20 protein-coding genes are annotated in these 24,730 nt (G+C 66.9%); 4 read left to right on the forward strand and 16 right to left on the reverse strand.

What is annotated here, in order from left to right; genetic code table 11:
* Positions 1-124 precede the first annotated feature (124 nt).
* Positions 125-1,891: an ATP-binding cassette domain-containing protein gene (locus JW805_14320; protein ID MBN2973190.1), complete on the forward strand. Its 1,767-nt coding sequence runs from the start codon at positions 125-127 to the stop codon at positions 1,889-1,891.
* A gap of 126 nt (positions 1,892-2,017) precedes the next feature.
* On the opposite strand, the gene JW805_14325 is transcribed toward JW805_14320, so the two are convergent.
* Positions 2,018-3,715 carry an acyl-CoA dehydrogenase gene (locus JW805_14325; GenBank protein ID MBN2973191.1) on the reverse strand — a complete coding sequence of 566 codons (1,698 nt, stop codon included), beginning with the start codon at positions 3,713-3,715 and terminating at the stop codon, positions 2,018-2,020.
* Between JW805_14325 and JW805_14330 the strand changes: the two genes are divergently transcribed.
* Positions 3,714-4,727, forward strand: coding sequence for a threonylcarbamoyl-AMP synthase (locus tag JW805_14330; GenBank protein MBN2973192.1), 1,014 nt, complete (start codon positions 3,714-3,716; stop codon positions 4,725-4,727). The two genes, JW805_14325 and JW805_14330, sit on opposite strands and share 2 nt — an antisense overlap.
* Positions 4,728-4,732: 5 nt before the next feature.
* Here the strand turns inward: JW805_14330 and JW805_14335 are convergent, their stop codons facing one another.
* Both JW805_14335 and msrA read right to left on the reverse strand, forming a co-directional pair.
* A complete protein-coding gene (locus JW805_14335) occupies positions 4,733-5,002 on the reverse strand; it encodes a hypothetical protein (protein ID MBN2973193.1) in 270 nt (89 codons plus the stop codon).
* Between the two features lie 69 nt (positions 5,003-5,071).
* Positions 5,072-5,614: a peptide-methionine (S)-S-oxide reductase MsrA gene (msrA, locus tag JW805_14340; protein MBN2973194.1), complete on the reverse strand. Its 543-nt coding sequence runs from the start codon at positions 5,612-5,614 to the stop codon at positions 5,072-5,074.
* 70 nt (positions 5,615-5,684) lie between these two features.
* On the opposite strand from msrA, the gene galE reads away from it, so the two are divergent.
* Positions 5,685-6,680, forward strand: coding sequence for a UDP-glucose 4-epimerase GalE (galE, locus tag JW805_14345; protein MBN2973195.1), 996 nt, complete (start codon positions 5,685-5,687; stop codon positions 6,678-6,680).
* Here galE and JW805_14350 read toward each other — a convergent pair.
* The 13 genes from JW805_14350 to cyoA form a co-directional block, all read right to left on the reverse strand.
* A complete protein-coding gene (locus tag JW805_14350; GenBank protein MBN2973196.1) occupies positions 6,631-7,377 on the reverse strand; it encodes a phosphatase PAP2 family protein in 747 nt (248 codons plus the stop codon). The genes galE and JW805_14350 overlap by 50 nt on opposite strands.
* 9 nt (positions 7,378-7,386) lie before the next feature.
* Complete coding sequence (locus tag JW805_14355; GenBank protein ID MBN2973197.1) at positions 7,387-8,358, reverse strand: alpha/beta hydrolase; 972 nt, start codon at positions 8,356-8,358, stop codon at positions 7,387-7,389.
* Positions 8,348-9,538, reverse strand: a complete 1,191-nt coding sequence (locus tag JW805_14360) for a rhamnogalacturonan acetylesterase (GenBank protein MBN2973198.1) — start codon at positions 9,536-9,538, stop codon at positions 8,348-8,350. Before JW805_14360 ends, JW805_14355 begins: the two co-directional genes overlap by 11 nt.
* Positions 9,535-12,237, reverse strand: a complete 2,703-nt coding sequence (locus JW805_14365; protein MBN2973199.1) for a hypothetical protein — start codon at positions 12,235-12,237, stop codon at positions 9,535-9,537. The genes JW805_14360 and JW805_14365 overlap by 4 nt, the downstream gene beginning before the upstream one ends.
* Positions 12,238-12,365: 128 nt before the next feature.
* Positions 12,366-13,391 carry a phytase gene (locus tag JW805_14370; protein ID MBN2973200.1) on the reverse strand — a complete coding sequence of 342 codons (1,026 nt, stop codon included), beginning with the start codon at positions 13,389-13,391 and terminating at the stop codon, positions 12,366-12,368.
* Entirely contained in the window at positions 13,388-16,195 is a 2,808-nt protein-coding gene (locus tag JW805_14375; protein MBN2973201.1) for a TonB-dependent receptor, read from the reverse strand. Before JW805_14375 ends, JW805_14370 begins: the two co-directional genes overlap by 4 nt.
* 291 nt (positions 16,196-16,486) lie before the next feature.
* On the reverse strand, positions 16,487-17,023 hold the full coding sequence (locus JW805_14380) for a response regulator transcription factor (GenBank protein MBN2973202.1): 537 nt from the start codon (positions 17,021-17,023) through the stop codon (positions 16,487-16,489).
* Positions 17,020-18,318: a HAMP domain-containing histidine kinase gene (locus JW805_14385; GenBank protein MBN2973203.1), complete on the reverse strand. Its 1,299-nt coding sequence runs from the start codon at positions 18,316-18,318 to the stop codon at positions 17,020-17,022. Before JW805_14385 ends, JW805_14380 begins: the two co-directional genes overlap by 4 nt.
* The gene (locus tag JW805_14390; GenBank protein ID MBN2973204.1) at positions 18,315-19,010 is read right to left on the reverse strand and encodes an SURF1 family protein; all 696 of its coding nucleotides are present in this window, start codon (positions 19,008-19,010) and stop codon (positions 18,315-18,317) included. The genes JW805_14385 and JW805_14390 overlap by 4 nt, the downstream gene beginning before the upstream one ends.
* Entirely contained in the window at positions 19,007-19,408 is a 402-nt protein-coding gene (cyoD, locus tag JW805_14395) for a cytochrome o ubiquinol oxidase subunit IV (GenBank protein ID MBN2973205.1), read from the reverse strand. Before cyoD ends, JW805_14390 begins: the two co-directional genes overlap by 4 nt.
* Positions 19,405-20,040 (reverse strand): cytochrome o ubiquinol oxidase subunit III, encoded by a 636-nt coding sequence (gene cyoC / locus JW805_14400; protein MBN2973206.1) that lies wholly within the window; start codon positions 20,038-20,040, stop codon positions 19,405-19,407. The genes cyoD and cyoC overlap by 4 nt, the downstream gene beginning before the upstream one ends.
* Before the next feature lie 8 nt (positions 20,041-20,048).
* Positions 20,049-22,055 (reverse strand): cytochrome o ubiquinol oxidase subunit I, encoded by a 2,007-nt coding sequence (gene cyoB, locus JW805_14405; protein MBN2973207.1) that lies wholly within the window; start codon positions 22,053-22,055, stop codon positions 20,049-20,051.
* 9 nt (positions 22,056-22,064) lie between these two features.
* Positions 22,065-23,180, reverse strand: coding sequence for a ubiquinol oxidase subunit II (gene cyoA, locus JW805_14410; GenBank protein ID MBN2973208.1), 1,116 nt, complete (start codon positions 23,178-23,180; stop codon positions 22,065-22,067).
* 176 nt (positions 23,181-23,356) lie between these two features.
* Here cyoA and JW805_14415 point away from each other — a divergent pair, with 176 nt between their 5' ends.
* On the forward strand, positions 23,357-24,697 hold the full coding sequence (locus tag JW805_14415; GenBank protein MBN2973209.1) for an MFS transporter: 1,341 nt from the start codon (positions 23,357-23,359) through the stop codon (positions 24,695-24,697).
* Positions 24,698-24,730 lie beyond the last annotated feature (33 nt).

Genomic DNA, 24,730 nt, shown 5'->3' on the forward strand with positions numbered 1-24,730 from the left:
CCGCCAATCGATCGGCGGGTATAACCGACATGGGTGGACGTGCAATTAATAAGACAAGCGGTTCACCGCAGTCGAAGTTCCGCTCAAACATTGCCGTCGCCTGGCAGTCAGCCTAACCGGCGCCATGGCCACCGCCCCGACTCCCCCGCAGCCCAAGGCGAAAATCGAGAATCTGCGCGTCATCTGGCGAATGGCCGCGCGCTATCCGGGACGGATCGCGGCCGCGCTGACGGCGATGCTGGTCGCGGCTCTCGCGACGCTTGCCATTCCGTCGAGCTTCAAGCTGATCATCGACCGCGGGTTCGCCAACGGCGGCGACGGCGATATCGGGCGCTGGTTCCAATATCTGCTGCTGCTGGTCGTCGTCATGGCGATCGCCACCGCCTTCCGCTTCTATTTCGTGTCGTGGCTGGGCGAACGCGTCGTCGCCGACCTGCGTATCGCGGTGCAGGCCAACCTGCTGCGCCTGTCCCCGAGCTTCTTCGAGGAAAACCGCCCGTCCGAGATCGCCAGCCGGATGACCTCGGACACGACGATCATCGAGCAACTGGTCGGCGGGACCATTTCGATCGCGGTGCGCAACCTGGTGATCGGGGTGGGCGGGATCCTCTACCTCTTCACCCTCTCGCCGAAGCTGACCGGGCTGCTGGTACTGGGCATCCCTCTCGTCATCCTGCCGATCATGCTGCTCGGCCGCCGCGTCCGCACCATATCGCGTGCCAGCCAGGACCGGGTGGCCGACGTTGGCGCGATGATCAGCGAAGTGCTGGGCGCGATGAAGATCGTCCAGGCATTCGGGCAGCAGGACCGCGAAGGGCAACGCTTCGCGAACGCGGTCGAAAGCGTGCTGGCGACCGCGAAGCGCCGCATCCTGCTGCGCGCGATCATGACGGCGGCGGTCATCGGCCTGATCTTCTCGGCGATCACTCTCGTGATGTGGCAGGGCGCGCTCGACGTCGCCGCCGGGCGGATGAGCGGCGGGTCGATCGCCGCCTTCGTGCTGACCGGCATCTTCGTCGCCGGCGCGTTCGGCGCGCTGACCGAAGTCTGGGGCGACATCCTGCGCGGGTCGGGCGCGGCGCAGCGCCTGTCCGAATTGCTCGCCGAGACCCCGGGCATCGCCGCCCCCGCCCAGCCCGCGACCCTACCCGAACCGGCGCGCGGCGAGATCGCCTTTGACGGCGTCGAGTTCCGCTACCCCACCCGCCCCGACGTCAGTGCGCTTCACGACTTCTCCCTGCGCGTGTCGCCTGGCGAGACGGTCGCGCTCGTCGGCCCGTCGGGCGCGGGCAAGACGACCGTTTTCCAATTGGTCCAGCGCTTCTACGATCCCGCCGCCGGATCGGTCGCGGTCGACGGTCTGGACGTGCGCTCGGTCGATCCAGCCGCACTGCGGAGCCGGATCGCGGTCGTGCCGCAGGAAACCGTGATCTTCGCCGCGTCGGCCCGCGACAACCTTCGCTACGGCCGCTGGGATGCCGACGACGCCGCACTGTGGGACGCGGCCGAGGCGGCCAACGCGGCCGATTTCCTGCGCGACCTGCCGGACGGGCTCGACACCTTCCTGGGTGAAGGCGGCGCGCGGCTGTCGGGCGGCCAGCGCCAGCGCGTCGCGATCGTCCGCGCGTTGCTACGCGACGCGCCGATCCTGCTGCTGGATGAAGCGACCAGCGCGCTGGATGCGGAGAGCGAGCGACTGGTCCAGTCGGCGCTCGAACGCCTGATGAAAAGCCGGACGACCCTGGTCATCGCCCACCGCCTGGCAACCGTCCGCGCGGCCGACCGGATCATAGTGATGGATGGCGGCCGAATCGTCGAGCAGGGCCCGCACGCCGCGCTGGAGCGTGGCGGCGGCCTGTACCAGCGGCTGGCGGGATTGCAGTTCGGCTAACCAATAGCCCTCTCCCCGCTAGCGGGGAGGGTTGGGAGAGGGGCCCTTCCACAAGCGCCGGTCTCCATGAGACCCCTTCCCCTCTCCCAAACCCTCTCCCCCGAGGGGGGAGAGGGCTTCAATAATTTACGCCGCCAGCGTTTCCGCATCGACCGCGTACAGCACGTCCGCCTTGGCCGTCGCCGCCGCCTTCAGCCCGAACGCCTCGGGCACGATCTGCTCGACATAGAAACGGCACGCCGCCGCCTTCATCTTGAGGAACGGCGTATCGCCCTCGGCCGCGATGCGCCCCTGTTTCTCCATCAGCCAGCCGCACACCGCGACCGACAGCATCGTTAGGAACGGGTAGCTTGCCGCCAGGCGATCGTCCGGGTCGGCTGCCATCAGCGAGCGCACGACCTCCTCGCAATCGTCGATCAGGCGCGCCAGCCCGGCGTCCTGCGCTTGCCCACGCATCTCCGCGACCAGCCGCGCCAATACGCCGCCATTGTCGAGCCCCAGCTTGCGCCCGACCAGATCGGCCGCCTGGATGCCGTTGGTGCCTTCGTAGATCGGGGTGATCCGTGCATCGCGGTAATGCTGGGCGGCGCCTGTTTCCTCGATGAAGCCCATGCCGCCATGGACCTGGATGCCGATCGAGGCGACTTCGCAGCCGATGTCGGTGCCGTGCGCCTTGGCGAGCGGCGTCAGCAGGTCGAGCCGCGCCTTCGCCTCCTGGTCACCCGCACTGGCGCGATCGACCTGCCCGCAGGCGAGATAGACCAAGGCGCGCGCCGCCATCGTCTGGGCCTTCATGCGCAGCAGCATGCGGCGAACGTCGGGGTGCTCGACGATCGCCACCGATCCCGCGCCGGGTGCGGAGGCGCGCGCGGACTGCACGCGGTCGCGGGCATAGGCGATCGCGCGCTGCGTCGCGGCCTCCGCCACCTGCACGCCCTGCAGCCCGACGTTAAGGCGTGCATTGTTCATCATCGTGAACATCGCACGGATGCCGCCGAATTCCGGGCCGATCAGTTCACCGACGCAATCGCCGTTGTCGCCGAAGCTCAGCACGCAGGTCGGCGAGGCGTGCAGGCCCATCTTGTGCTCGATCGACACGACGCGGACGTCGTTGAACGCGCCGGGATTGCCGTCGGCATCCAGCCGGTATTTCGGCACCAGGAACAGGCTCAGTCCCTTGGTCCCCGCCGGTGCATCCGGCGTCCGCGCGAGCACGAGATGGACGATATTGTCCGCCATGTCATGGTCGCCGAACGAGATGAAGATCTTCGTGCCGGTGATGCTGTAGGTCCCGTCGCCGCGCGGCACCGCCCGACTCCGCAACGCCCCCACGTCGCTCCCCGCCTGCGACTCGGTAAGGTTCATCGTGCCGGTCCATTCGCCGGTAGAGAGCTTAGGCAGATAAAGGGCTTGCTGCTCGTTGCTACCATGATGCAGCAGCGCCTCGATCGCGCCGACCGTCAGCGTGGGCGCCAGCGCAAATCCCATGTTGGCCGCGCCGAGCGTCTCCAGCACCGCGGCCGACAGGACGAAGGGCAACCCCTGGCCACCGAACCCTTCGGGCGATCCGATCGTCCCCCAGCCGCTCTCGACATAGGCCTTGTAGGCTTCCGGATAGCCGGCGGGCATTTTCACGCCCTCTTCGGTCCACTTCGGGCCGTCGGTGTCGCCCGCGCGGGCAAGCGGCGCCCATTCGCCGGCCGCGAACGCTCCGGCGCCCTCCAGAACGGCATCGAGGATATCGTCCTCCACGCCAAGATCAGCGATGCCGGCGACGTGTTGCAGCACGAATTTCTGCTCTGCGACGGGCGCGGTGAAGGGCATGGGCAAATCCTCTCGCTTGTGCTGTGCCTCAACCGCCTATAGCCGCGAAAAAGTGAGCGCAACGGGCACGAAAACCTTACCCTACGGCGAGGCCGCGATTGCCGAAGCGGCACGTGTCATTGCGGGTGGCGGATGCGTCGCGGTACCGACCGAGACGGTCTATGGTCTCGCCGCCGACGCGACCGATTCGGATGCGGTGGCGGGAATTTATGCCGCCAAGGGTCGGCCGAGCTTCAATCCGCTGATCGTCCATGTGCCGGATCTGGCGGCGGCGGAAACGCTGGCGGTGTTCGATGACGCCGCGCGGGCGCTGGCGGCGCGGTTCTGGCCGGGACCGTTGACCCTGGTCGTACCGGTGCGGCCGGGGGCTGTTTCTACGCTGGTGACGGCGGGCCTCGACACGGTCGCCATCCGGGTTCCGGCGCACCGCGCGATGCAGGCGCTGCTTCGGACGACCGCCAAGCCCTTGGCGGCGCCGTCCGCCAACGCCAGCAACCGGATCAGCCCGACGCGGGCCGAGCATGTGCTGGCGACGCTCGACGGGCGGATCGCGCTGGTGATCGATGACGGACCGACCAGTGCGGGGTTGGAATCGACGATCGTCGATGCCCGGACGGGTGCGGTGCTGCGGCCGGGGCCGATAACCGTGTCCGATCTGTTCCCCGGCGACGACCGAGGTCCGGTTACGCCGGGGTTCGAGATTGAACCCCGACTTTCCCCGGGGAACGTCCTGGCACCAGGCCAGCTTGCATCGCATTACGCGCCATCAAAGCCGGTGCGTCTGAACGCGACGTCGGTCGAACCAGACGAGTGGCTGATCGGCTTCGGCCCGGTTTCCGGCGACGACACCCTTTCCACATCCGGCGACCTTAAGCAGGCCGCCGCTCGCCTGTTCGACGCCCTCCACCGCGCCGACGCCAGCGCGCGCGCAGGTATAGCCGTCGCCCCGATCCCGACATATGGCTTGGGCGACGCGATAAACGATCGGTTGCGTCGCGCCGCCCACCGCTGATCCGCTTATTGCGGCGCGGTCATCGCATTCTTCTGACCCTGGGTCAGTTCGTCGGCATCGACGTCCGAATCGTCGATCGCATCCGCGCGACGCTCGCCGTCCTTTTCGATCCGCTCGGCGGTCGCTTCGTTGCCGCCCATCGCGCGGACTTCGTCGGCCTTCGCCTCGGCGCGCTCTTCGGCCTGGGTCGCCAGCTTGTCGTCACCGTTGCCACCACAGGCAGCGAGCGACGCGGACATCGCGACAAGCATGGCGGTTGCAGCAAGTTTCCTCATGATATTGATCCCCGTTAGAACAGACCGTTCGGTCGCCGCACAACCGGCAACCGAGCGGTCGGTTCCGCCTCAGGCGTCGGCCGTGACCGCCTTCGACCGGGCAGCGAACGACTTGCGCAGCTTCTGAAGCTTCGGTGGAATGACTGCGAGGCAATAGGGATTGCGCTGGCCTTCCGCGTCCCAATAGTCCTGGTGGTAATCCTCGGCCGGATACCATTCCGCCAGCGGCTCGATGGTCGTCACGATTTTCGCCGGCCAGCTCTCGCCGTTGCGTTCGATTGCGGCTTCGGCTTCGGCGCGTTGCGCATCGTCGTGCGGGAAGATCGCCGAACGATACTGAGTGCCGATGTCGTTGCCCTGACGGTTCAACTGCGTGGGGTCATGTGTCGCGAAGAAAATGTCGAGCAGATCGGCGTAGCTGACCTGGGCGGGATCATAGGTGACGCGGATCGCCTCGGCATGGCCGGTGTCGCCGCCGCACACCTGTTTGTAGGTCGGGTTCGGCACATGCCCGCCGATATAGCCGCTCTCGACGCTCTCGACGCCGATCACGTCCTTGAACACCGCTTCGGTGCACCAGAAGCACCCGCCGGCGAACGTAGCCGTTTCCATTGAACCAATCTCCTTGCTTTGCCCGCCTAGATAGGATTGAGCCGCCACCGGACAACACGAAGGTACGATGATGATCGACGGCAGCGTGATGGTGACGGGCGGGGCGGGCTATATCGGCAGCCATGCGGTGCTGGCGCTACTCGATGCGGGGTACCAGGTCGTGGTGATCGACAATCTCGTCACCGGGTTCGACTGGGCGGTCGATCCCCGCGCGACCTTCGTGAAAATCGCGGTCGAGGATGCGGGCGTCGCCGACGTCATCGCCCGGCATGACGTCCGGGCGATCCTGCACTTCGCCGGGTCGGTGGTGGTGCCGGAGTCGGTTGAAAATCCGCTCAAATATTATCGCAACAACACCGCTGCCTCGCGCGCGCTGATCGAGACCGCGGTCACGGGGGGCGTGAAGCATTTCATCTTCTCCTCAACCGCCGCGACGTACGGCATCCCCGAGAAGGTGCCGGTCGCGGAGGGCGACCCGCAACGCCCGATCAATCCGTACGGCATGTCGAAGCTGATGACGGAGGCGATGTTGCGCGACGTCGCCGCGGCGCACCCGATGAACTTTGCGGCGCTGCGCTATTTCAACGTCGCGGGCGCCGACCCGCAAGGGCGATCGGGTCAGTCGACCGCGGGTGCCACGCACCTGATCAAGGTCGCGGTCGAGGCTGCCATCGGCAAACGCACCCACGTCGGCGTCTATGGCACCGACTTTGCGACCCCGGATGGGACCGGCGTGCGCGATTACATTCACGTCACCGATCTGGCCGCGGCGCACGTCCACGCGCTGGAACTGCTGATCGCCAACCCGACCGAGAGCCACTTCCTCAACGCCGGCTATGGCAAGGGCTTCTCGGTCCTCGAAGTGCTCGATGCGGTCGACCGGGTGACCAACATGACGATCGACCGGCGGATGGAGGGTCGCCGCGCGGGTGACCCCGATGCGCTGATCGCCGACAATTCCGCCATCCTCGCCACGCTGCCCTGGCGGCCGCAGCACGCCGACCTCGACGGGATCGTCAAGGATGCGCTGGCGTGGGAGCGGGCACTGGCGGAACGCGGCGCCTGAGTCGCGCACCGAGCAGCCACCACATCGCCGCCCACAAGGTCCCGAAACTCCACCCGGCCAGCACGTCGCTCGGCCAATGGACACCCAGGTACACGCGGCTGAACCCGATCGCGCCGACCAGCAGGATGGCACCGGCCAGCAGCACGTTGCGCGTCGCCGCGCCCTTGGTCACCTGGCTGCCGATCGCGGCGATGGTCAGATACACGATGGCGCTGTTGGCGGCGTGACCGCTCGGGAAACTGTTTCCGGTGACCTGGACCAGGTGATCGACGATCTCGGGCCGCGGGCGCCCGACGTGCAACTTCATCTGCGTCACCGCCCATGACCCGCTAATGGTCGCCGCCGCGGTCAGGGCTGCCGTCAGCCACAATCGGCGCGACGCGAGCAGCGCAACCGTACCGATGACGACCAATGTCAGCACGGTCGCCCCGCCGGTCGCCGTGATGTCGACCATCGCGTCGTGGAACCAGCCTGGCCCGACCGGCTGTCCCGTGTCCCCTGGCACTCGCAGCGCCAGGGTGATTCTCGGATCGAACGCGAACCCGCCACGACTGTCGATGATCGCGCCGACGATCAGCAGCAAGGCGATCGCTACCGCCCCGCACACCGCTGCCCAGAGCAACACGGGCGGGCGTTTGACGCCGCGGGCGATCGATTCTTCGGGCGATAGGGTCGGGGTCAGGTCTTCAGTCTTCACCCTGACGGTCTAGGCTGCTGCGCCCTGGCCCGGCAATCCGTGATCGGCGGCAAAGGCCAGATACATGCCCAGCCAGTCTATCGCCTGTCCGTTCTTGCGCGGTGCAGGCGGGCCGTGGCCGCCGCGGTCGAAGATATGGAGTTCGGTCGGGATCTTCGCGGCCACCAGACCCGCGTACATCAACAGGCTGTTGGCGGCCGGTACCGTCCTGTCATCGGTATTGGTGGTGACGAAGCACGGCGCCGCATCGGCAGGAATGTCGAGCTGCGCCGAATAGCGGCGCTGCGACTCGGCATCGCTCGAGCGGGCACCGAGCAATTCGCGACGCGACGACGCATGGACACCGTCGTCGAGCATCGTCACGACCGGATAGAACAGCCCTGCGACCATCGGCCGTGGCGACAGGGTATCGGCAGCATCGACCGGGTCGTAGGTCTTGAGCGCGAACCTGGTCGCGATCCGCGCGGCGAGATGCCCACCCGCGGAAAAGCCCATCACGCCGATCTTGGTCGGATCGATCGCCCAGCGCTTGCCCGCACCCGCCCGGATCAGCCGGATCGCGCGCTGGGCATCCTGAAGCGGCGCGTCAGGGCCCGCCGCCCAGCCATCGTGCGGCAGTCGATAGAGGAGTTCGAAGACCGTATAGCCGCGCTTGGCGAGGTCGATCGCCATACCGCTTGATTCGCGGCGGGTCGCGACGCGGGTGTAACCGCCGCCCGGAATTATCAACAACGCGGCGCCATTGGGCTTGGCGGGGCGTGCGATGACGACGACGGGGTCGCCGACGCTGGTCCAGGCAAGGTCGCCCGGCGTCTTAGACCGCTGGATCACCACGTCCTTTACGCCGGCGGCCGGCTCCCCGGGCGGGCGGCCCGGCCACAGGGTGATCCGCTCCGATGCCGCAGGGATCTGGGCAAGCGCAGGGCCGGCGACCAGTGTCGCAGCACCGGCGCCGAGCAGGGTACGGCGATCAATTGCCATCGGGACGGACTCCACTGGTGCGCGCGCTGGCTGCGAGCGCCAAGGTTTCGGGCGCCGGAGGGCGGGCGGGGTCGAAATGCGTGAGGTCGCCCTGAAGGTGCGCGGCGAGCGGCAGCCCCGCTTCGGCCATGCCTTGGGCTACCGCACGCGCCAGCAGCCAGGCGCCGTAGTTGTTGTGGTGCGTCGCGTCCTTGCCGCCGTCGTTGAAGGCCAGCGGAGCGCGCTCTTTCCCCAGCGCTTCGTAGATTCGCATGCTGGCGGCGTTGAGGTCGATGACGGGCACCTTCTCCTCCGCGCCGACCGCCTTCACCGCCGCGGCATAGTCGGAGAGCGTCGAGCGGATGTGGCCGTCCGCGGTCCAGTTGCGCCGCTCCGGCGAGGTGATCAGGATCACGCTCGCCCCGCGACGGCGAAATTCATCGATGAAGACGCGTAACCAGCTGCGATAGGTCGTGTCGGCGGCGGCATAGGTCTGTGGCCAGTTGGCCTTCTGGTCGTTGTGGCCGAACTGAATCATCGCGGTGTCGCCCGGCTTCACGCTCTCGAGCACTTTGGCCAAGCGTTTGGCCATGACGAACGACTTCATCGATTCACCCGATTCCGCGTGATTGGCGACCGCGATGTCGGGCTTGAAAAACGCCGTCAGCATCTGCCCCCAGCTTGCGGCGGGTTCGAATTGCTGGTCGGTCACCGTCGAATCGCCGAGCAGGAACAGCGTCGGCACTTGCGCCGGCTCGATTCTCACCGCGGTCACGCCGGGCTTCGGGCCGGCAAATTCCAGCGTCAGCCGGTCGTCCCAGGTGAAGCTGCCCTTCTCGCGTGGCTTCAGATCGACCATCGTCGCGCCGGGCGCATTGGCCTCGGGCGGGGTAATGGCGGCATTGCGCACGTTGACGATGAAGCTACGCTCGACCCGCTTGCCCGCAGGCACCTTGACCGCATCCAGCATCAGGCGGCGCGCCTCTGCCTTCACCGTCGTGTCGGTCGCCTGCTTGGGCAGGCCGAGCGTTACCGTCACGCGGTAGTTGCCGGGTTGTACCTTGACGGAGAAGAGCCCAGGCGCCTCGAACCCGGCATCGCCGTCATAGGGTTTCGCCGCATCGAGCGCGAAGCTGCGGACCTGCGCCGCGGCAGGCGTGGCGAGGCTGAGAACCGCGGCAGCCATCAGCAGGGCCCTCATTCACCCTCCCCGGGGCGGCGCGCCCGCCGCGGCGGAAAGGCGCGGGCGTCGAGGGCGGCGGGGACCAGGTCGAGCATCTGAATGGCGGTCAGCCCGAACTGCGACGCGGCGTTGGTCGAGATGCCCGGCCATTCGGTAACGCCGCCCACCGTGCGCCGCGGATCGCTCGGCTCGACCATCAGCCCGGCGTCGGCGCCGTAGAACTCCTCGACGGCACGGTTGGCAAGCGTCGCATCATTCTCCATCTTGGCGACATAGGCGGTCAGACGTGCATGGCTCGCGCGCAGATTGCGGTTGATCCAACGGCTCTTGAACCGCGCTTCGAATTCGACCTTCGGCGCATTGTACCAACGGCAATAGTCGAGCCACGCCGTCTTGTACCGCGGCACGTCGAGGAGCGCGATCAGCTCGGCACTGATCTCTGGCGCGCCGAAGGCGGCGTTGAGGTGACTGATGCGGATGCCCTTGTCCTGCCCCATAAAGCGGCCGGAGGCGAGGTCGAACCAGGCGCTCCCTTCCAGCCAGCCGTTCGGCAGGCGGCCGATGCTGTCCATCCCCGCAACGATCCGGTCGCGCCAGCGCGTGTCGCCGGTCCGCTCCCACTCGGTCAGCCAGGCGGCGGCGATCGTGCACCACGTCGTGCCGAAGGTCATGTCGATCATGCCGGCAGGCGGGCGCACGTTCGCAGACGGCGTCTTGCGCCCGATCTCGACCCCGGCGAGCGACCGGTCGGACGTCACCAGCGCGCGCATCAAATCGCCGACCCGCTCGTCGCCGCCGGTCAGGTAGAAGAAGATGCGGCGATAGGCGGCGTTGCTGACGCGCGTCTGCTTCGAACTGTCGGAGAAATGCTGGACGCCGTGCCGCGTGCCCAATCCGGCGAAACGCCCCAGGTGATAGACGTCGACCTCGCCTGTATGCCGCGTCATCGCTTCGGCAAAGCGGAACGCGCGGGGCTCGCCCGTGCGCAGGACGTGATACCATAGCCACAGATCGGGCGAGAGTTCGCTGTTCGCCCAGGCGAACCCGCCGATGTCGTAGCGCCACTGATGCCGGTCGCTGTCGTAGGTGTGCATCACGTCGCCGTGATCCCAGAACCCGTACCACGACCGCTGATCGACCTCGCGATCGTAGAAGTCGAGCATGTTGGCGAGCTGGTTTTCGAGCGCGGTGCGGTTGGGGCTGGTGCGATCGGGCAGGTTCCAGTCGCCGAAGATGCCGGCGCGGTGGAGGTGTTCGGGCGCGGCCATCAGCTGCGGCGGGGTGGCGACAGCCTTTGCCATCGCCTCGAACCGCGGCGTCTCGGGCGTCGCCGGCAGTGCCCAAAGCGTCAGTTCGCTGGTGCGCGCAATGCCCGTCGGCGTGTCCCAACCGGGTTCGTAATCCTCGTAGGTGATGTCGAGCCCGCGGATCTGGCTCTTGTAATCGTCCATCCCCGCCGTGCCGTGATAGGGCCGCAGGTCCATCGCCGGCGCGCGCGGCGACCACAGCCAGGCGGTGAGGCGCGCGGTGTCGCCGGTCGCGCCGTCGATGTCGATCGCACTGGGGTGGCGTTCCCAGAAATAGCGAACCCCGATCGCCGCACCGCCCGTAGGTGAGCCGACATAGGCAAGGCCCGGGGCTCGACGGCCTTCGTCGCTGTCGACCCACGCATGACCGGGTGCGGTGCGCTTCGTCAGCGTAAAGCCGTTCGCATTCGCCTGTTCGAGCCGGAAGTCGCCCCAGGCGGGGATCAGGTCCAGGCTGCCGCGCACGCTTGCCGCCATCTGGTCGAGCGGCGGCACTGCCTTGCCTGCAATCTGCGCGGTGCGGAACGCGGCGCCGGGGTCGCGGCGCAGGCCGGTCAGCGGCCGCACCGCTTCGACGAAGGTCTGGCGGTCGTGCGCGATACGCACATGGCGGTCGTGCAGCGCGCCGCGCATCGGCACCTCGGCACTGAGGCCGAGCGAGGCGAGGAAATCCTTTGCCGGATCGCCGTCATAGATGAAGCTGTGGACGATCCTGAGCGACGGCGTGCCGGCGTACGCGTAGAAGCGGACGGTGAAGGGCAGCCAGTCGCGCGTGCCGAGCCGATGCTTGCCCTCGACACGGATGACGGCGCGGACGGGGCCGGTCTGCTCGACGGTGACAGTGGCGATCGTGCCTTCGAACTGTGTGATGCTGCCGCCCTCGGGATCGCTGCGGACGCTGCCGACCAGCCGCACCGGGCCGACGAGCTGGCGGCTCGCTTGCCATGCACCACGAATGACGACGCTGCCGGTCCGGGGAAATTCCCAGCGCAGGTCGCCGCTCGACACGATTATCGCGTCGGTGGTCTCGCGCACCGTCACCGGATCGGTCGGTGCGCGGGGCTTGCCCTGGACGACGGTCACGCCGGCAGGCGCAGTATCGGCGGGAAGCGCGTGTGCGCTCCACTTCACCGAACCGTCGGGCCAGGTCGCGACGGTCCAGCTCTGGCCGCCCACGCGCGCGCCATCGGCGGTCGCGAGCGCCAACGCGGTGCGCTTGCTCACTACGCCGCGCGGCCAGGCGACGCCGAAAGTCTGGCCGAAATGTACCGCAGGCGCGGTACCGTCGATCCAGCGGATCGGCGCGGGCATGAATCCCGCGCCTCGCTCGGCGGCGGCCGCCTTGGTCGACAGAGCGGCACCAGCGCCCGTCAGCGCCGTCGTGCGGATAGCCTCGCGGCGGGTATACATGCCTCTCCGTCCCACATTGTCGAACCGTATCTTACGATCTGGTCCGACTTGTCGGGGGAGAAGTCAAGTACATGCCCTGCCGCTCGACCCATATTCGAGTGACGGCAGGGCGTTGACGGAAACTCGGCCTAGCGCAGCCCCAGCGCTCGCAGGACGTCGGCCCAGCTGACATATTTGAAATTCTGCGTGTCCGGCGCATTGTCGCCGTCCTGCGCCACGAACAGGCCGCGCGGATATTTCGGGCCGAAATCGCCGAGCATAAGCTCGATCCCGTCGGTATCGCTGGTCCCGTCGATCGGCCCGCCGCCGATGCGGAAGCGGCCGGCATAGGCGACGTCGGGCAGGCGGTAGAGCGTATAGGCATTGTCGCCCTGGCTCGACACGACAAGGTATCCGCCGTCGCGGCCCTTGGGCGCGAGTGCCAGCCCTTCGGCGTCGTCGAACAGGATTTGGCGATCGACCTTGGCGATCGGCGTCGCAGTGGTCGGCGCGGCGGGATCGGCGTCGAAGCGCCACAGCCCGACGTCTTCTTCGGCAACGTAGAGCTTGCCCGTGCGGTCGTCGACGACGCAGCCTTCGGACTGGGTGCCGAGCTTCAGCTCCCGGACCTTCGTCACCCCCGGCGTTGCGCCCGACAGATCGATCGCAACCTGATCGATCCGGCCGTCCTTCAGCACGACGAAGCCGAACAGCGCGGCGTCCTTCGCGCGGCGCCACAAGCACATGCCATAGGCCTCACCGCTGCCGACCGCAAAGCGGCCGGTGGGCACCAGCCGGCGCGCCGCGGTGTCGAGGGCGAACATCGATACATGGGCCTGGTTCACGTCCGCCCGGTCGCTCGCCGCGACGACGACGCCCTTGGCCCCCATGTCGCGCAGGTCGACGTTGTTCAGCCGCGCCGCCGGCGTGAACGATACCCGCTTGCCATTCAGATCGTAGACGTGGATCCCCGCCTTCTTGTCGGTTCCGATCACCAGACTGGCGCCCGGGTTACGCGGGTTTCGCCAGATCGCGGGATCGTCGGCGGCATCGTGGGCAGTATCGACCGGATCGGTTTCCGCCGCGGCGGCGACCTGCGGTGCCTGCTGGGGTGGCGGCGCGACCGGGGTCGTCGCGCAACCGCCCAGCAGCAGGGCTAGGACGGCCGCCCTCACAGCTTCACCCGCACGCCACCGAACAGCGTGTAACCGAACTTTTCATATTCATAGACGCGCTGACGCTGACCGAAGTAGCGAACGCCCGCCGAGTTCGTCAGGTTCTTGCCTTCGAAGAACAGATTGATGCCCTTCATCAGCTGCAGGCTGGCGGTCGCATCGAGCTGGCCGCGGCCTTCCCAATAGAGGTCGAGCGCAGCGTTGTCGGCGTTGATCTCGTCGAGATAATCCGACCGCTTGGTATAAGCGACGCGGACGTTGACCGGGCCGCGTTCGTAGAACAGCGACGCGTTCCACATATGCTTCGACTGGCCCTGCAACGCGAAGTCGCGCCGGCCGCCATAGCTGGTGTCGAACCGCGCATCGCCCTGCGTATAGGTGTAGTTCGCGAACACGCCGAACCCGCCCAGCGCACCCGGCAGGAAACTCAGCTGCTGCTGCCAGTTGAGCTCGACACCATAGAGCTTGCCGTCGGGCGCGTTGACCGGCCGGCTGAGGATCGCGGCGGCGCCCTGGTACACGCCCGTGCTCGTCACGGTGTAGCGATAGTCGAACAGGTCCTTGTAGAAGCCGTTGATCGCAATCAGGCCGAGCGGGCGGATGTAATATTCAAGCCCCGCGTCGATATTGTTCGACAGCGTCGGCCGCAGATCGGGGTTGCCGAATTCGACGCGAACCGTGTTGCCTTCGGTCGTTTCGAGTATGCGCGGCGCGATCTGCGGAAAGTTCGGGCGATTGATCGCGCGGCTGAGCGCGAAGCGTGCGATGACGTTCGGCGTGAAGGCCTGGCGAACGGTGACGTTCGGGAAGAAGCGGGTGTAGCCCGACTTGCCGAGCGCGGTCGTAATCGCGCCGGTGCGCGACACGCTGGGCGCCTGCGCGCGGAAGTCGGTCGTCTCGACGCGCAGACCGGCGATCAGCGTCGTGCCGCCGAATTCGCCCTTGCCCATGCCGAAGACGCCGAGGATCTTCTCGTTGGCGGTATAGTCCGCGGTCAGCGACTGCGGCAGGCGGCGTTCGGACGCAGCCTTTGTCGCGTCGAAATAGGCATCGGCCAGGCCGCCGTTGATGCGGTTGCCGAGGTTGTAATCGAAATTGCGCGAGCCTTCGTCGGTCAGGAAGCTGGCGAGCGTCTGCGTCGGGCCCGCAGTCGTGCGGCGATCGCGGAATCGCTCCTCGTCGGCGGCGATGTTGCGTTCGCGATACTTGCCGCCGCTGGTGAAGGTTATCGTTTTCCCATCGAGTGTCACCGGCAGGTCGATGCGCAGCGCCGCGGTCAATTCGTCATTCTTGGTCGTGTTCGACCGATAGGTATTTTCGCGGAAGGCATAGGTGCCCGTCTGGAGGTGCTGGCCGCCGGTAAACAGCGAATAGACCGGAAGATCGGCGCTGGTCCCGAAGTCGTAGCTGAGCGTCGGACGCAGCGACGAGCGGAACAGCAATTCGTCGCGGCGCGGATAGGTCTGCGACGATTCGCTATACGCGCCGTCCAGGCGGACGGTGCCGTCGCCCAGCCTCTGCTCGATCCCGCTGGTGATCGACCAGATCTCGTTCACCTGGATGCGGTGGCGGATCTGCTTTTCGATGCGGGTGTTGATGTAGGTCGCCGCGGTGTCGGTCGACCCGGCCTGCAGCGTTCCCTCGCTCCACAGAATGCCGATGCGGTCGCGGAATTCATTGTCCTTGAACCGGGCATAGGTGCCGCGCACCCACAGCTGGGTGCGGTCGCTGGGATGCCATTCGAACGCGCCCGAGCCGGCGACGCGGGTGCGACGCGTGCGGTAATCCTTGAACAGGGTCTCCGTAACGCGCAGCCCTGCCGGCGTCTGCGACCAGGTGTTTTCGACGTTGTCCGGCTGGCGATCGGTCTTCGAAAAGCTGCCCGACAGCAGAATCCCGAACTGCCGATCAGCGCCGAAGCGCTCGCTGACCGAGGCCGAGGCGCGATAATCGTTGCCCTTGCCGAACTGGTTGTAGCTCATGCCCGCCATGCCGGTCAGCGCGAAGCCCTTGCGGTCGAACGGCGAGCGCGTGGAGATGTTGACAGCGCCGGCGATCGAATCGGCGTCCTGATACGGCAGCAGCGACTTGGTGACTTCGATGTTGCCGACGATGTCGGACGGCAAGGTGTCGAGATCGACCGCGCGGGTGGTCGGGTCGACCGAGGGGACCTGGACGCCGTCGACCGACACCGCCGACCATTCCGACGGCGCGCCGCGGACGTTGATGTATCGGCCTTCGCCCTGGTCACGCTCGATGCTGACGCCCGCGACACGCTGCAATGCTTCGGCGATGTTGGGATCGGGGAATCGGCCGATGGCGTCCGACGACAGGATGGTGACCGTGTTGTCGGCCTGGCGCATCTGGTTGAGCGCGCGCGCGGTGTTATCGAGCAGCGACTGGCCCGTCACGACGATGTCGCCCGCCCCGCCGGCAGCCGGCAGCGTGATGATCGCAGGCCGGCCGCGATCGGCGGCGGTGACGGTGTAGGGCACGACGTCGCGACCGAGATAGTCGATGCGCAGGCTGACATCGCCCTCGGCGCTCGGCACCGCGACGGTGAACTCGCCCTGCAGGTTCGTCGTCGCCTCGACCCCTGTCGCCTCAACGACGATCCGCGCGCCCGGCAGCGCGACGCCGGTTGCATCATAGACCCGCCCCGACACCGTCGGCCCGGCGACCGGCGTGGTCGCGCTCGGCGTGCCGGGATCGTTCGGCCGCGCGATCGCGCTGCTGGCAGCGACGGCGAGTGCGAGAATCGAGACGCCCGCGAATGCGCGAGCGCCGGTGAGGACTATGGTCATGATGCTCCCCCCGAGCGAATGGATGTCGCGCGGCGCCCGATGACGCCATGCGTTGCGCGGCCCTTGGCGGGGGAATGTTACGCTAGCGTGCGGATTTGGTTACGGCTGCGTGACGGTTTGGGGACACCGGGTGTCACAATCCGCTGCGATCCATTCCATTGCCCTGCCGCCGTTGGCCCTGAGCCTGTCGAAAGGCCGAACTCCGATACACCCGCCACGTCCTCGTGGCTCGAAGAACGGTGCTTCGACAAGCTCGGCACGAGCGGGTGAGAGGGGGCATCGGCCCGTCGCTCATTTGACCGGCCGCTTCTCCAGCTTCCGCGCGAGCGTACGGCGGTGCATGCCCAGGCGTCGTGCGGTTTCGGAGATGTTGAACCCCGTTTCCGCCAACGTCTGGTTGATCATCTCCCACTCATGGGTCTTGATCGACGACGGACGGGCCGTGATGTCCACGTCGGGATCGCCTGCCGCCTTGCTGAACGCAGCTTCGATGTCGTCGGTGTTCGACGGCTTTACGAGATACTGGCACGCGCCCAGCTTGATCGCCTCGACCGCGGTGGCGATGCTGGCATAGCCGGTCAGCACGACGATCAGCATCGCCGGGTCGAGCGCATGGAGCCGCGCGACGCAGGGCAGGCCGGACCCGGTGCCGAGCTTCAGGTCGACGACGGCATGATCGGGCACCTCCTCGACGAGGAGGGCGTCGAGGGCGGTCGCGTCGGCGGCGATCCGCACGCGGTAGCCGCGGCGCTCGAACGAGCGGCCGAGCGTGCGGGCGAAGGTCGCATCGTCTTCCACGATGACCAGGCTGGGGGTGTCGATCGTCATGCTCCGTTCCCTGCGACCGGCAGGATCAGCCGGACCTCGGCGCCGCCATCGTCGCGGTTACGCGCTTCCAGGCGACCACCCAGCCGACGCGCGAGATTGGTGGCGAGGAACAGGCCCAGGCCGTGTCCCTCGCCCTTGGTCGAGCGATAGAGCTTGCCGACGCCGGCCAGCCCCTCCGCCGTGAAGCCGGGGCCATTGTCAGCGACCGTGACCACCACCTGCCCGCCCTCGACCCGCGCAAAACAGTCGATGCCCCAAGGCGACACTTCGGCGGCATTGTCGAGCAGGTTCCAGATCGCCTGACGCAGGGCCGGATCGACCGCCAGGGTGACGTCGTCCAGACCATGCGGTTCATAAGCCAGGCACACGTCGGGATGCAGCCGCTCCCAGGTCTGAACACAGTCGCTCAGGAACGTCGCAGCACTGGCCCGTTCCATGGCCTCGCCGCGCGGCTGACCGGCGGATTGCAGGATATCGCTGACGATCGCCTTGCAGCGCCCGACTTCGCCCTGCATCTCCGCGACATCGGCGGCCAGGCTCGGGTCGCCGGCGATCGCCGGCATGCGGCGCCAGTCGGCAAGGATCACCGACAGCGTGCCGAGCGGGGTGCCGAGTTCGTGCGCGGCGCCGCTGGCGAACAGACCCATGCGGACGATCCCATCCTGTTCGGCGGCATGCTGGCGGAGGTCGGCGACGTGCGCGTCGCGGGCGCGCAGGTTGCGGCTGATGCGGGCGATGAACATCACTAGCAGCCCCGCGACCATCACGAAGGCGATCCACCGCCCGATCGCGAACAGATCGGCGCTGTCGGCGATCAGGCCGCTCGGCAGCGTCAGCGGCAGCGCGCGGATGGTGAGCAGAGCGTAGCTCGCGCCCGTCGCCGCGACCAGCACGACCGCGGCGGGCGGCGGCAGCAGGATCGCGCCGAGCACGACCTGCAGCAGATAGAGCGAAATGAAGGGATTGCCCGCGCCTCCGCTGAAATAGAGCTGAAGCGTCAGTGCCGCCATGTCGAGCAGCAGCGCGAGCATGATCTCGATCGTCCTCACGCGGTGTCGCGGCGCGGCGAGCGTCGTTGCCAGATTGACGAGACCCAGCCCCAGCGCGACGCCCAGCATCTGCACTGTCGGCAACGGTACGCCGAGCCCGAAATGAACGAGCAGGATCGTCGCCGTCTGCCCCGCCACCGCGATCCAGCGCAGCTGGACGAGCTGGCGCATGTTCTCGGCCGCGGCGCTATCGTCCGGCGCATCGCCGCGGCGGCGGGTGAGGGCCAGGAGCGGTGGCTCGGTCATGCGCGCCGCTCACCGCGCCAGAACAGCCAGGTGCCGAATGCGGCGAGACCGGCAAGCGCAAACCAGGTCAGCGCATAGACCAGATGCGTGTTGCGGAACGAGACGACGGTCAGCCCGCCGGCGGGATAGCCGCCGGGATTGGGCGTCGCGTCGGCATCGACGAAGTGGGACGCGACCCGCCCCAGCCCCTTCGCCGCGGCGATGGCGGCGACGTCACGCGAATACCAGCGATCGGCCGCAGGGTCGTTGCTGCGCAGGAAGCCGCCGCCGGGTTCGCTCAGCCGGACGAGGCCGGTGATCGTCGCCGGCCCGGCGACCTGCCCGGCAGCACGGCTCCATGGATCGCGGCGATCCTCAGGCACGAAACCGCGGTTGATGAGAACCGTGCCATCGGCTGTCCGCAGCGGCGTCAGCACCCAAAAGCCCGCCCCACGCGCCGTCAGCGCCTGCACGAACGTCTCGCGATCATGGTCAAATACGCCGGTCACCCGGACGCGGGCGTACTCCAGATCCTTCGGATCGCCACCACCCCACGGAAAAGCGGTCGGCGCGGCGTGGATGCGTGCATCGACACGGGCGATCAGATCGAGCTTCCACGCCCGCCGCTCCAGCTGCCACACGCCCAGCCCGACCAGCGCCGCCGTCACCAGCGCCGCGATCAGCGCGAGATACGGGCGGCGGCGCGTCGTCAGGGGGTTCCGTCCATCGCCGACATCGGCATCATGTTGGTGTTGAGGTGGTACATGATCCACAACGATCCCGCGATCACGATCAGCACGATGACCGCGGCAAAGGCGTAGGACATCAGCGTCCAGCCGCCTTCCGACGTCGTGTTGACGTGGAGGAAATAGATGGTGTGGACCAGGATCTGCGCCACGGCGGCGGCAACGACGACGGCGACCGTCCAGTTGGTGCTGAGCGCGCCGGTCATCACCGCCCAGAACGGGATGGCGGTCAGGACGACGGACAGCGCAAATCCGGTCAGGTAGCCGCGGCGCGAGACGTGCAGATGTTCGTCCTCGTGCGTCGGCACGTCGTGGCCGGCGCCGTGGCCATAGCCGGTTTCCGCCGGGCGGGTGGTATCGGTCATCGCAGGCTTCCCAGCAGGTAGACGAAGGTGAACACGCCGATCCAGACGACGTCGAGGAAGTGCCAGAACATGCTGAGGCACATGACCCGGCGCCGGTTGTCGGCAGTGAGGCCGCGCTGCTTCAGCTGGATCAGCATCACGCCGACCCAGATGATGCCGACGGTCACGTGCAGACCGTGCGTGGCGACCAGCGTGAAGAAGGCGGACAGGAACGCGCTGGTCTGCGGCGTCGCGCCTTCGTGGACGAGCTTCGAGAATTCGTAGAGCTCGACACCGACGAAGGCCGCGCCCAGCAGGCCGGTCAGTGCCAGCCAGCCGCGCGTGCCGCCGAGCCTGCCTTCCTGCATCGCGATCATCGCGAAGCCATAGGTGATCGACGACGTCAGCAGGATCGCGGTGTTGAGCGCGACCAACGGCAGTTCGAACAGCTCGCGCGGCCCCGGCCCACCGGCATAGCTGGTGCCGACGACGCCGTACGTCGCGAACAGCGTCGCGAAGATGAGCGCGTCGCTCATCAGGTAGATCCAGAACCCCAGCATCGTGCTGCCGCCGGGGCCGGTGTGGGCGTGGGTATGGCCGTGGCCTTCGCTCTCGTCGAGGTAGAAGACGGGCGCGTCGTCGTCCTTCGTCATCGCCGTGCTCATGCCGCGGCTCCCTTCGCCAGCAGGACGGTGCGGGCGTCCTCGACCTGCGCCACCTCCTCTGCCGGAATGTGATAATCCCGGTCGTAGTTGAACGTGTGACCGATCGCGACGACGATCATGCCGACGAACGACAGGATCGCCAGCCACCACATGTACCAGACCATCGCGAAGCCGAGCGCCAGCGCGAGCGCCGACAGGATCACGCCCGCGCCGGTGTTCCTGGGCATGTGGATCGGGGTGAAGCCCGTCTCCGGCCGCGCGGCGTGGCGCGCCTTCATATCGTACCAGGCGTCGAGGTCGTGGACGACAGGCGTCTTGGCGAAATTATAGGCCGGCGGCGGCGAGCTGGTCGCCCATTCGAGCGTGCGGCCGTCCCAAGGATCGCCGGTCGTGTCGCGCAACTGGTCGCGCCGCAGGATGCTGACCGCGATCTGGATGATGAACGCCAGGATGCCGATACCGATGATGAAGGCACCGATCGCCGCGATCACGAACCACGGCTGCAGCGACGGGTCGCTGATGTGGTTCAGGCGCCGCGTCGTGCCCATCAGGCCGACGATGTAGATCGGCGTCCACGCGATCCAGTAGCCGATGACCCAGCCCCAGAAGGCGATCTTGCCCCAGAACGGGTCGAGCCGGAAACCGAACGCCTTGGGGAACCAGTAGGTCATGCCGGCGAACAGCCCGAATACCACGCCGCCGATGATGACGTTGTGGAAGTGCGCGACCAGGAACAGCGAATTGTGCAGCACGAAGTCCGCCGGCGGCACCGCCAGCAGCACGCCCGTCATGCCGCCGACCGTGAAGGTCAGCAGGAACGCGACCGTCCACATCATCGGCAGTTCGTAGCGGATGTCGCCGCGGTACATGGTGAACAGCCAGTTGAAGATCTTGGCGCCCGTCGGGATCGAAATGACCATCGTCGCGATGCCGAAGAAGCTGTTGACGCTCGCCCCCGACCCCATGGTGAAGAAGTGGTGCAGCCAGACGAGAAACGACAGGATGGTGATGACGACGGTCGCGTAGACCATCGACGAATAACCGAACAGGCGCTTGCCCGAAAAGGTCGAGGTGATCTCCGAGAAGATGCCGAACACCGGCAGGACCAGCACGTACACTTCCGGGTGACCCCAGATCCACACCAGATTCCAGTACATCATGGCGTTGCCGCCAAGATCGTTGGTGAAGAAGTTAGTGCCGATGTAGCGGTCGAGCATCAGCATCGCGAACGCCGCAGTCAGGATCGGGAAGATCGCCACCGCCAGCACGTTGCTGCACAACGCGGTCCAGCAGAACACCGGCATCTTCATCATCGTCATGCCCGGCGCGCGCATCTTGATGATCGTCGTCACCATGTTGATCGCGCTGAGCGTCGTGCCGACGCCCGCTATCTGTAGCGCCCAAAGATAATAGTCCGGCCCGACGTCCGGAGAATTCTGCAGATTCGCGACCGGGACATAGTTCAGCCACCCCGCCCGGCTGAATTCGCCGATGAACAGCGACGCCATGACCAGCAGCGCGCCCGCCACCGTCAGCCAGAAGCTGAGGTTGTTGAGGTAGGGGAACGCCACGTCGCGCGCGCCGATCTGCAGCGGCATGACATAGTTGATCAGGCCGACGACCAGCGGGATCGCCACGAAGAAGATCATGATCGTCCCGTGTGCGGTGAAGATCTGATCATAATGGTGCGGGGGCAGATACCCCTCGTTCCCGCCGAACGCGATCGCCTGTTGCGTGCGCATCATGATCGCATCGGCAAAGCCGCGCAGCAGCATGATGATGCCCAGGATCATGTACATGATCCCGATCTTCTTGTGGTCGACGGTCGTGAACCATTCGCGCCACAGCCAGCCCCACAGCCGGTATTTGGTGACGACGAACAGCAGCCCGAGCCCGCCGAGCACGACGCCGGCGAAGGTGACGAGCAGGATCGGCTCGTGCAGCGGGAAGGATTCGAAGCCAAGGCGCCCGAAGATGATCTTGGACAGGGGTTCGTTGAACATGGGTTGATCCTAAGCCGCTTCGGCGCGCGGGGCGCCGGTACGCAGGTCGAGGCGGGACATATCGCGGTTGTTCGGGTTGTCCGGGTCGGCATTGCCCGGCGGGTTCCGGCGCTCGTCACCGCGCTTGGGCGAAACCTTCTTCTCGTCTCCACCCTTGAAGATCGCGCCTTCGGGCTTTTCGCCGGCGGGCGGCTGGCTGCCGTGCATCGACGGCATCGCGGCCCCATCCTTGTCGTGGCGCATCATGTCGCTCATGCACGGCGTGCCGGGACGCACGCAGCGCTGATAGACACGGTCGAACAAGCCCGGCTGGACCCGCGCGAAATACATCGGCGGCACCTTGTCGGTCGGTTTCTCGATCTCGAGGTAGGTCGGCGTGTCGAGCGTCATCGGCGCGCCCTTCACCCGGCCGACCCAGGCGTCGAATGCGCGGGCGTTCACGCCGTACAGGGTGAAGCGCATGTCGGAAAAGCCGGCGCCCGAATAATTGGCCGACATCCCCTCGAACTTGCCCGGCTTGTTCAGTACCGCATGCAGCGTGCTGCGCATGCCGGGCATGGTGTAGATCATGCCCGCCAGCGTCGGCGCGTAGAAGGTGTTCATCATGTTCGACGACGTCAGGTGGAAGCGCACCGGCCGGTCGACCGGAAGGGCCAGTTCGTTGACCGTCGCAATCCCCTGTTCGGGGTAGATGAACAGCCATTTCCAGTCGAGCGAGACGACCTGGATGTCGAGCGGCTTCACCGTCGGATCGACCGCCTTCGTCGCCGAAATGCGGTTCACCGGCCGGAACGGATCGAGCAGGTGCGTGCTCCACCATGTCAGCGCGCCCAGGCAGATGATGATCAGCAGCGGCGCCGACCAGATCACCAGTTCGAGCGAGGTCGAATGGTGGAAATCGGGGTCGTAGGTCGCGTCCTTGTTGCCTTTGCGATAGCGCCACGCGAACACGCAGATCAGCGCCATCACCGGCACGATGATGACGAGCATCAGCGCGGTCGAGATGTAGATGATGTCGCGTTGCTGCAGCGCGATGTCGCCGGCCGGATCGAGCACCTGCTTGTTGCAGGCGGCGAGCACCGCCAGCGCGGGCAGCAGGGCCATCGCCGTCAGGCGGCGCCGCATCGCGGAGAAAGAGCTATCGGACATGATGCTGCGCTTAAGCCCGGGCCCGCTGTTTCCGACAGTGGACATTTTGTCCTATCCCCCACCATGCACCTAATCGGGCAATACGCGTTGTAACGGATTACCCCTGGGTGGGTTGCGGGAGCGATAGGACGATGAGTGCAGCGTCGATGACGATGGGCCAGGGCGGCCAGGGACGCGGCGCCGCCGACTCGACGTCGCTCGAACGCGACGCCGCCGCAATTCATGCGGACGGCGAGAAGATCGCGCCGGGCGAGATCGCGATCGGCGTCGTCATCGGTCGGACCAGCGAGTTCTTCGACTTCTTCGTCTACGCCATCGCTTCCGTCCTGGTCTTCCCGTCGCTGATCTTCCCGTTCGTCGACGAGGTGACGGGGACGCTCTATTCCTTCGCGCTCTTTGCCCTTGCTTTCATGTTCCGGCCGCTCGGCTCGGCGCTGTTCATGTGGATCGACCGCAACCACGGTCGCGGCGTCAAGCTGACCATCTCGCTGTTCCTGCTCGGCGGGTCGACGATGGCGATGGCGTTCCTGCCGAGCTATGCCTCGGTTGGCATCGTGGCGGCGTGGCTGCTGGCGGCGTGTCGCATCGGTCAGGGCATGGCCCTGGGCGGCGCTTGGGACGGGTTGCCCTCGCTCCTGTCGCTGAACGCGCCCGAGAATCGGCGCGGATGGTACGCGATGATTCCACAGCTGGGCGCCCCGCTCGGCCTGATCGTCGCGGGCGGACTGTTCGCCTTTTTCCTCAGCACCTTGTCGGAGGCCGATTTCCTCAGCTGGGGGTGGCGCTATCCGTTCTTCGTCGCCTTCGCGATCAACGTCGTCGCGCTGTTCGCGCGCCTGCGTCTCGTCGCCACGCCCGACTTTCAGAAGCTGTTCGAGAATCGCGAACTCCAGGCCGCGCCCTTTTGGGAAACCGTCCGCATCGAATGGCGCACGATCGCGCTGGGCGCTTTTGCCCCGCTCGCCAGTTTCGCACTGTTCCACCTGGTAACCGTGTTCCCGCTGTCGTGGGTCACCCTCTATACCGGCGAATCGGCAGAGCGATTCCTGGTCATCGAGATGATCGGCGCGGTCGTCTGTGTGCTCGCCATGCTGGCGTCGGGCGTCATCGCCGACCGGGTCGGGCGGCGCGCGGTGCTCGGCGTCTCGGCGGTCCTGATCGGCGCGTACAGCGGCTTCGCGCCGCAATTGCTCAACGCCGGCGCGTTCGGCGAGATCGTCTACATGATGACCGGCTTCGCCCTGCTGGGCATCGCCTTCGGCCAGTCCTCGGGCGCGGTGAACGGCCGTTTCTCCGCCGCCCGGCGTTATACCGGCGCGGCGACGGTCGCGAACCTTGCCTGGCTGATCGGCGCCGGCTTCGCGCCGCTCGTCGCGCTGACCCTGGCGAGCAAGGTCGGGCTCTGGTCGGTCGGTGCCTACCTTCTGTCGGGTGCGATCTGCACGCTGGCGGCGCTGGCGATCAACAAAGATTGGGGACGCTCCGACCGCTGAGCGACCCGAGCCACACCGGCGCGTGGCGCACGT

Source organism: Roseomonas aeriglobus (assembly GCA_016937575.1).
In the GTDB taxonomy this organism is placed as follows: Bacteria; Pseudomonadota; Alphaproteobacteria; order Sphingomonadales; family Sphingomonadaceae; genus Sphingomonas; species Sphingomonas aerigloba.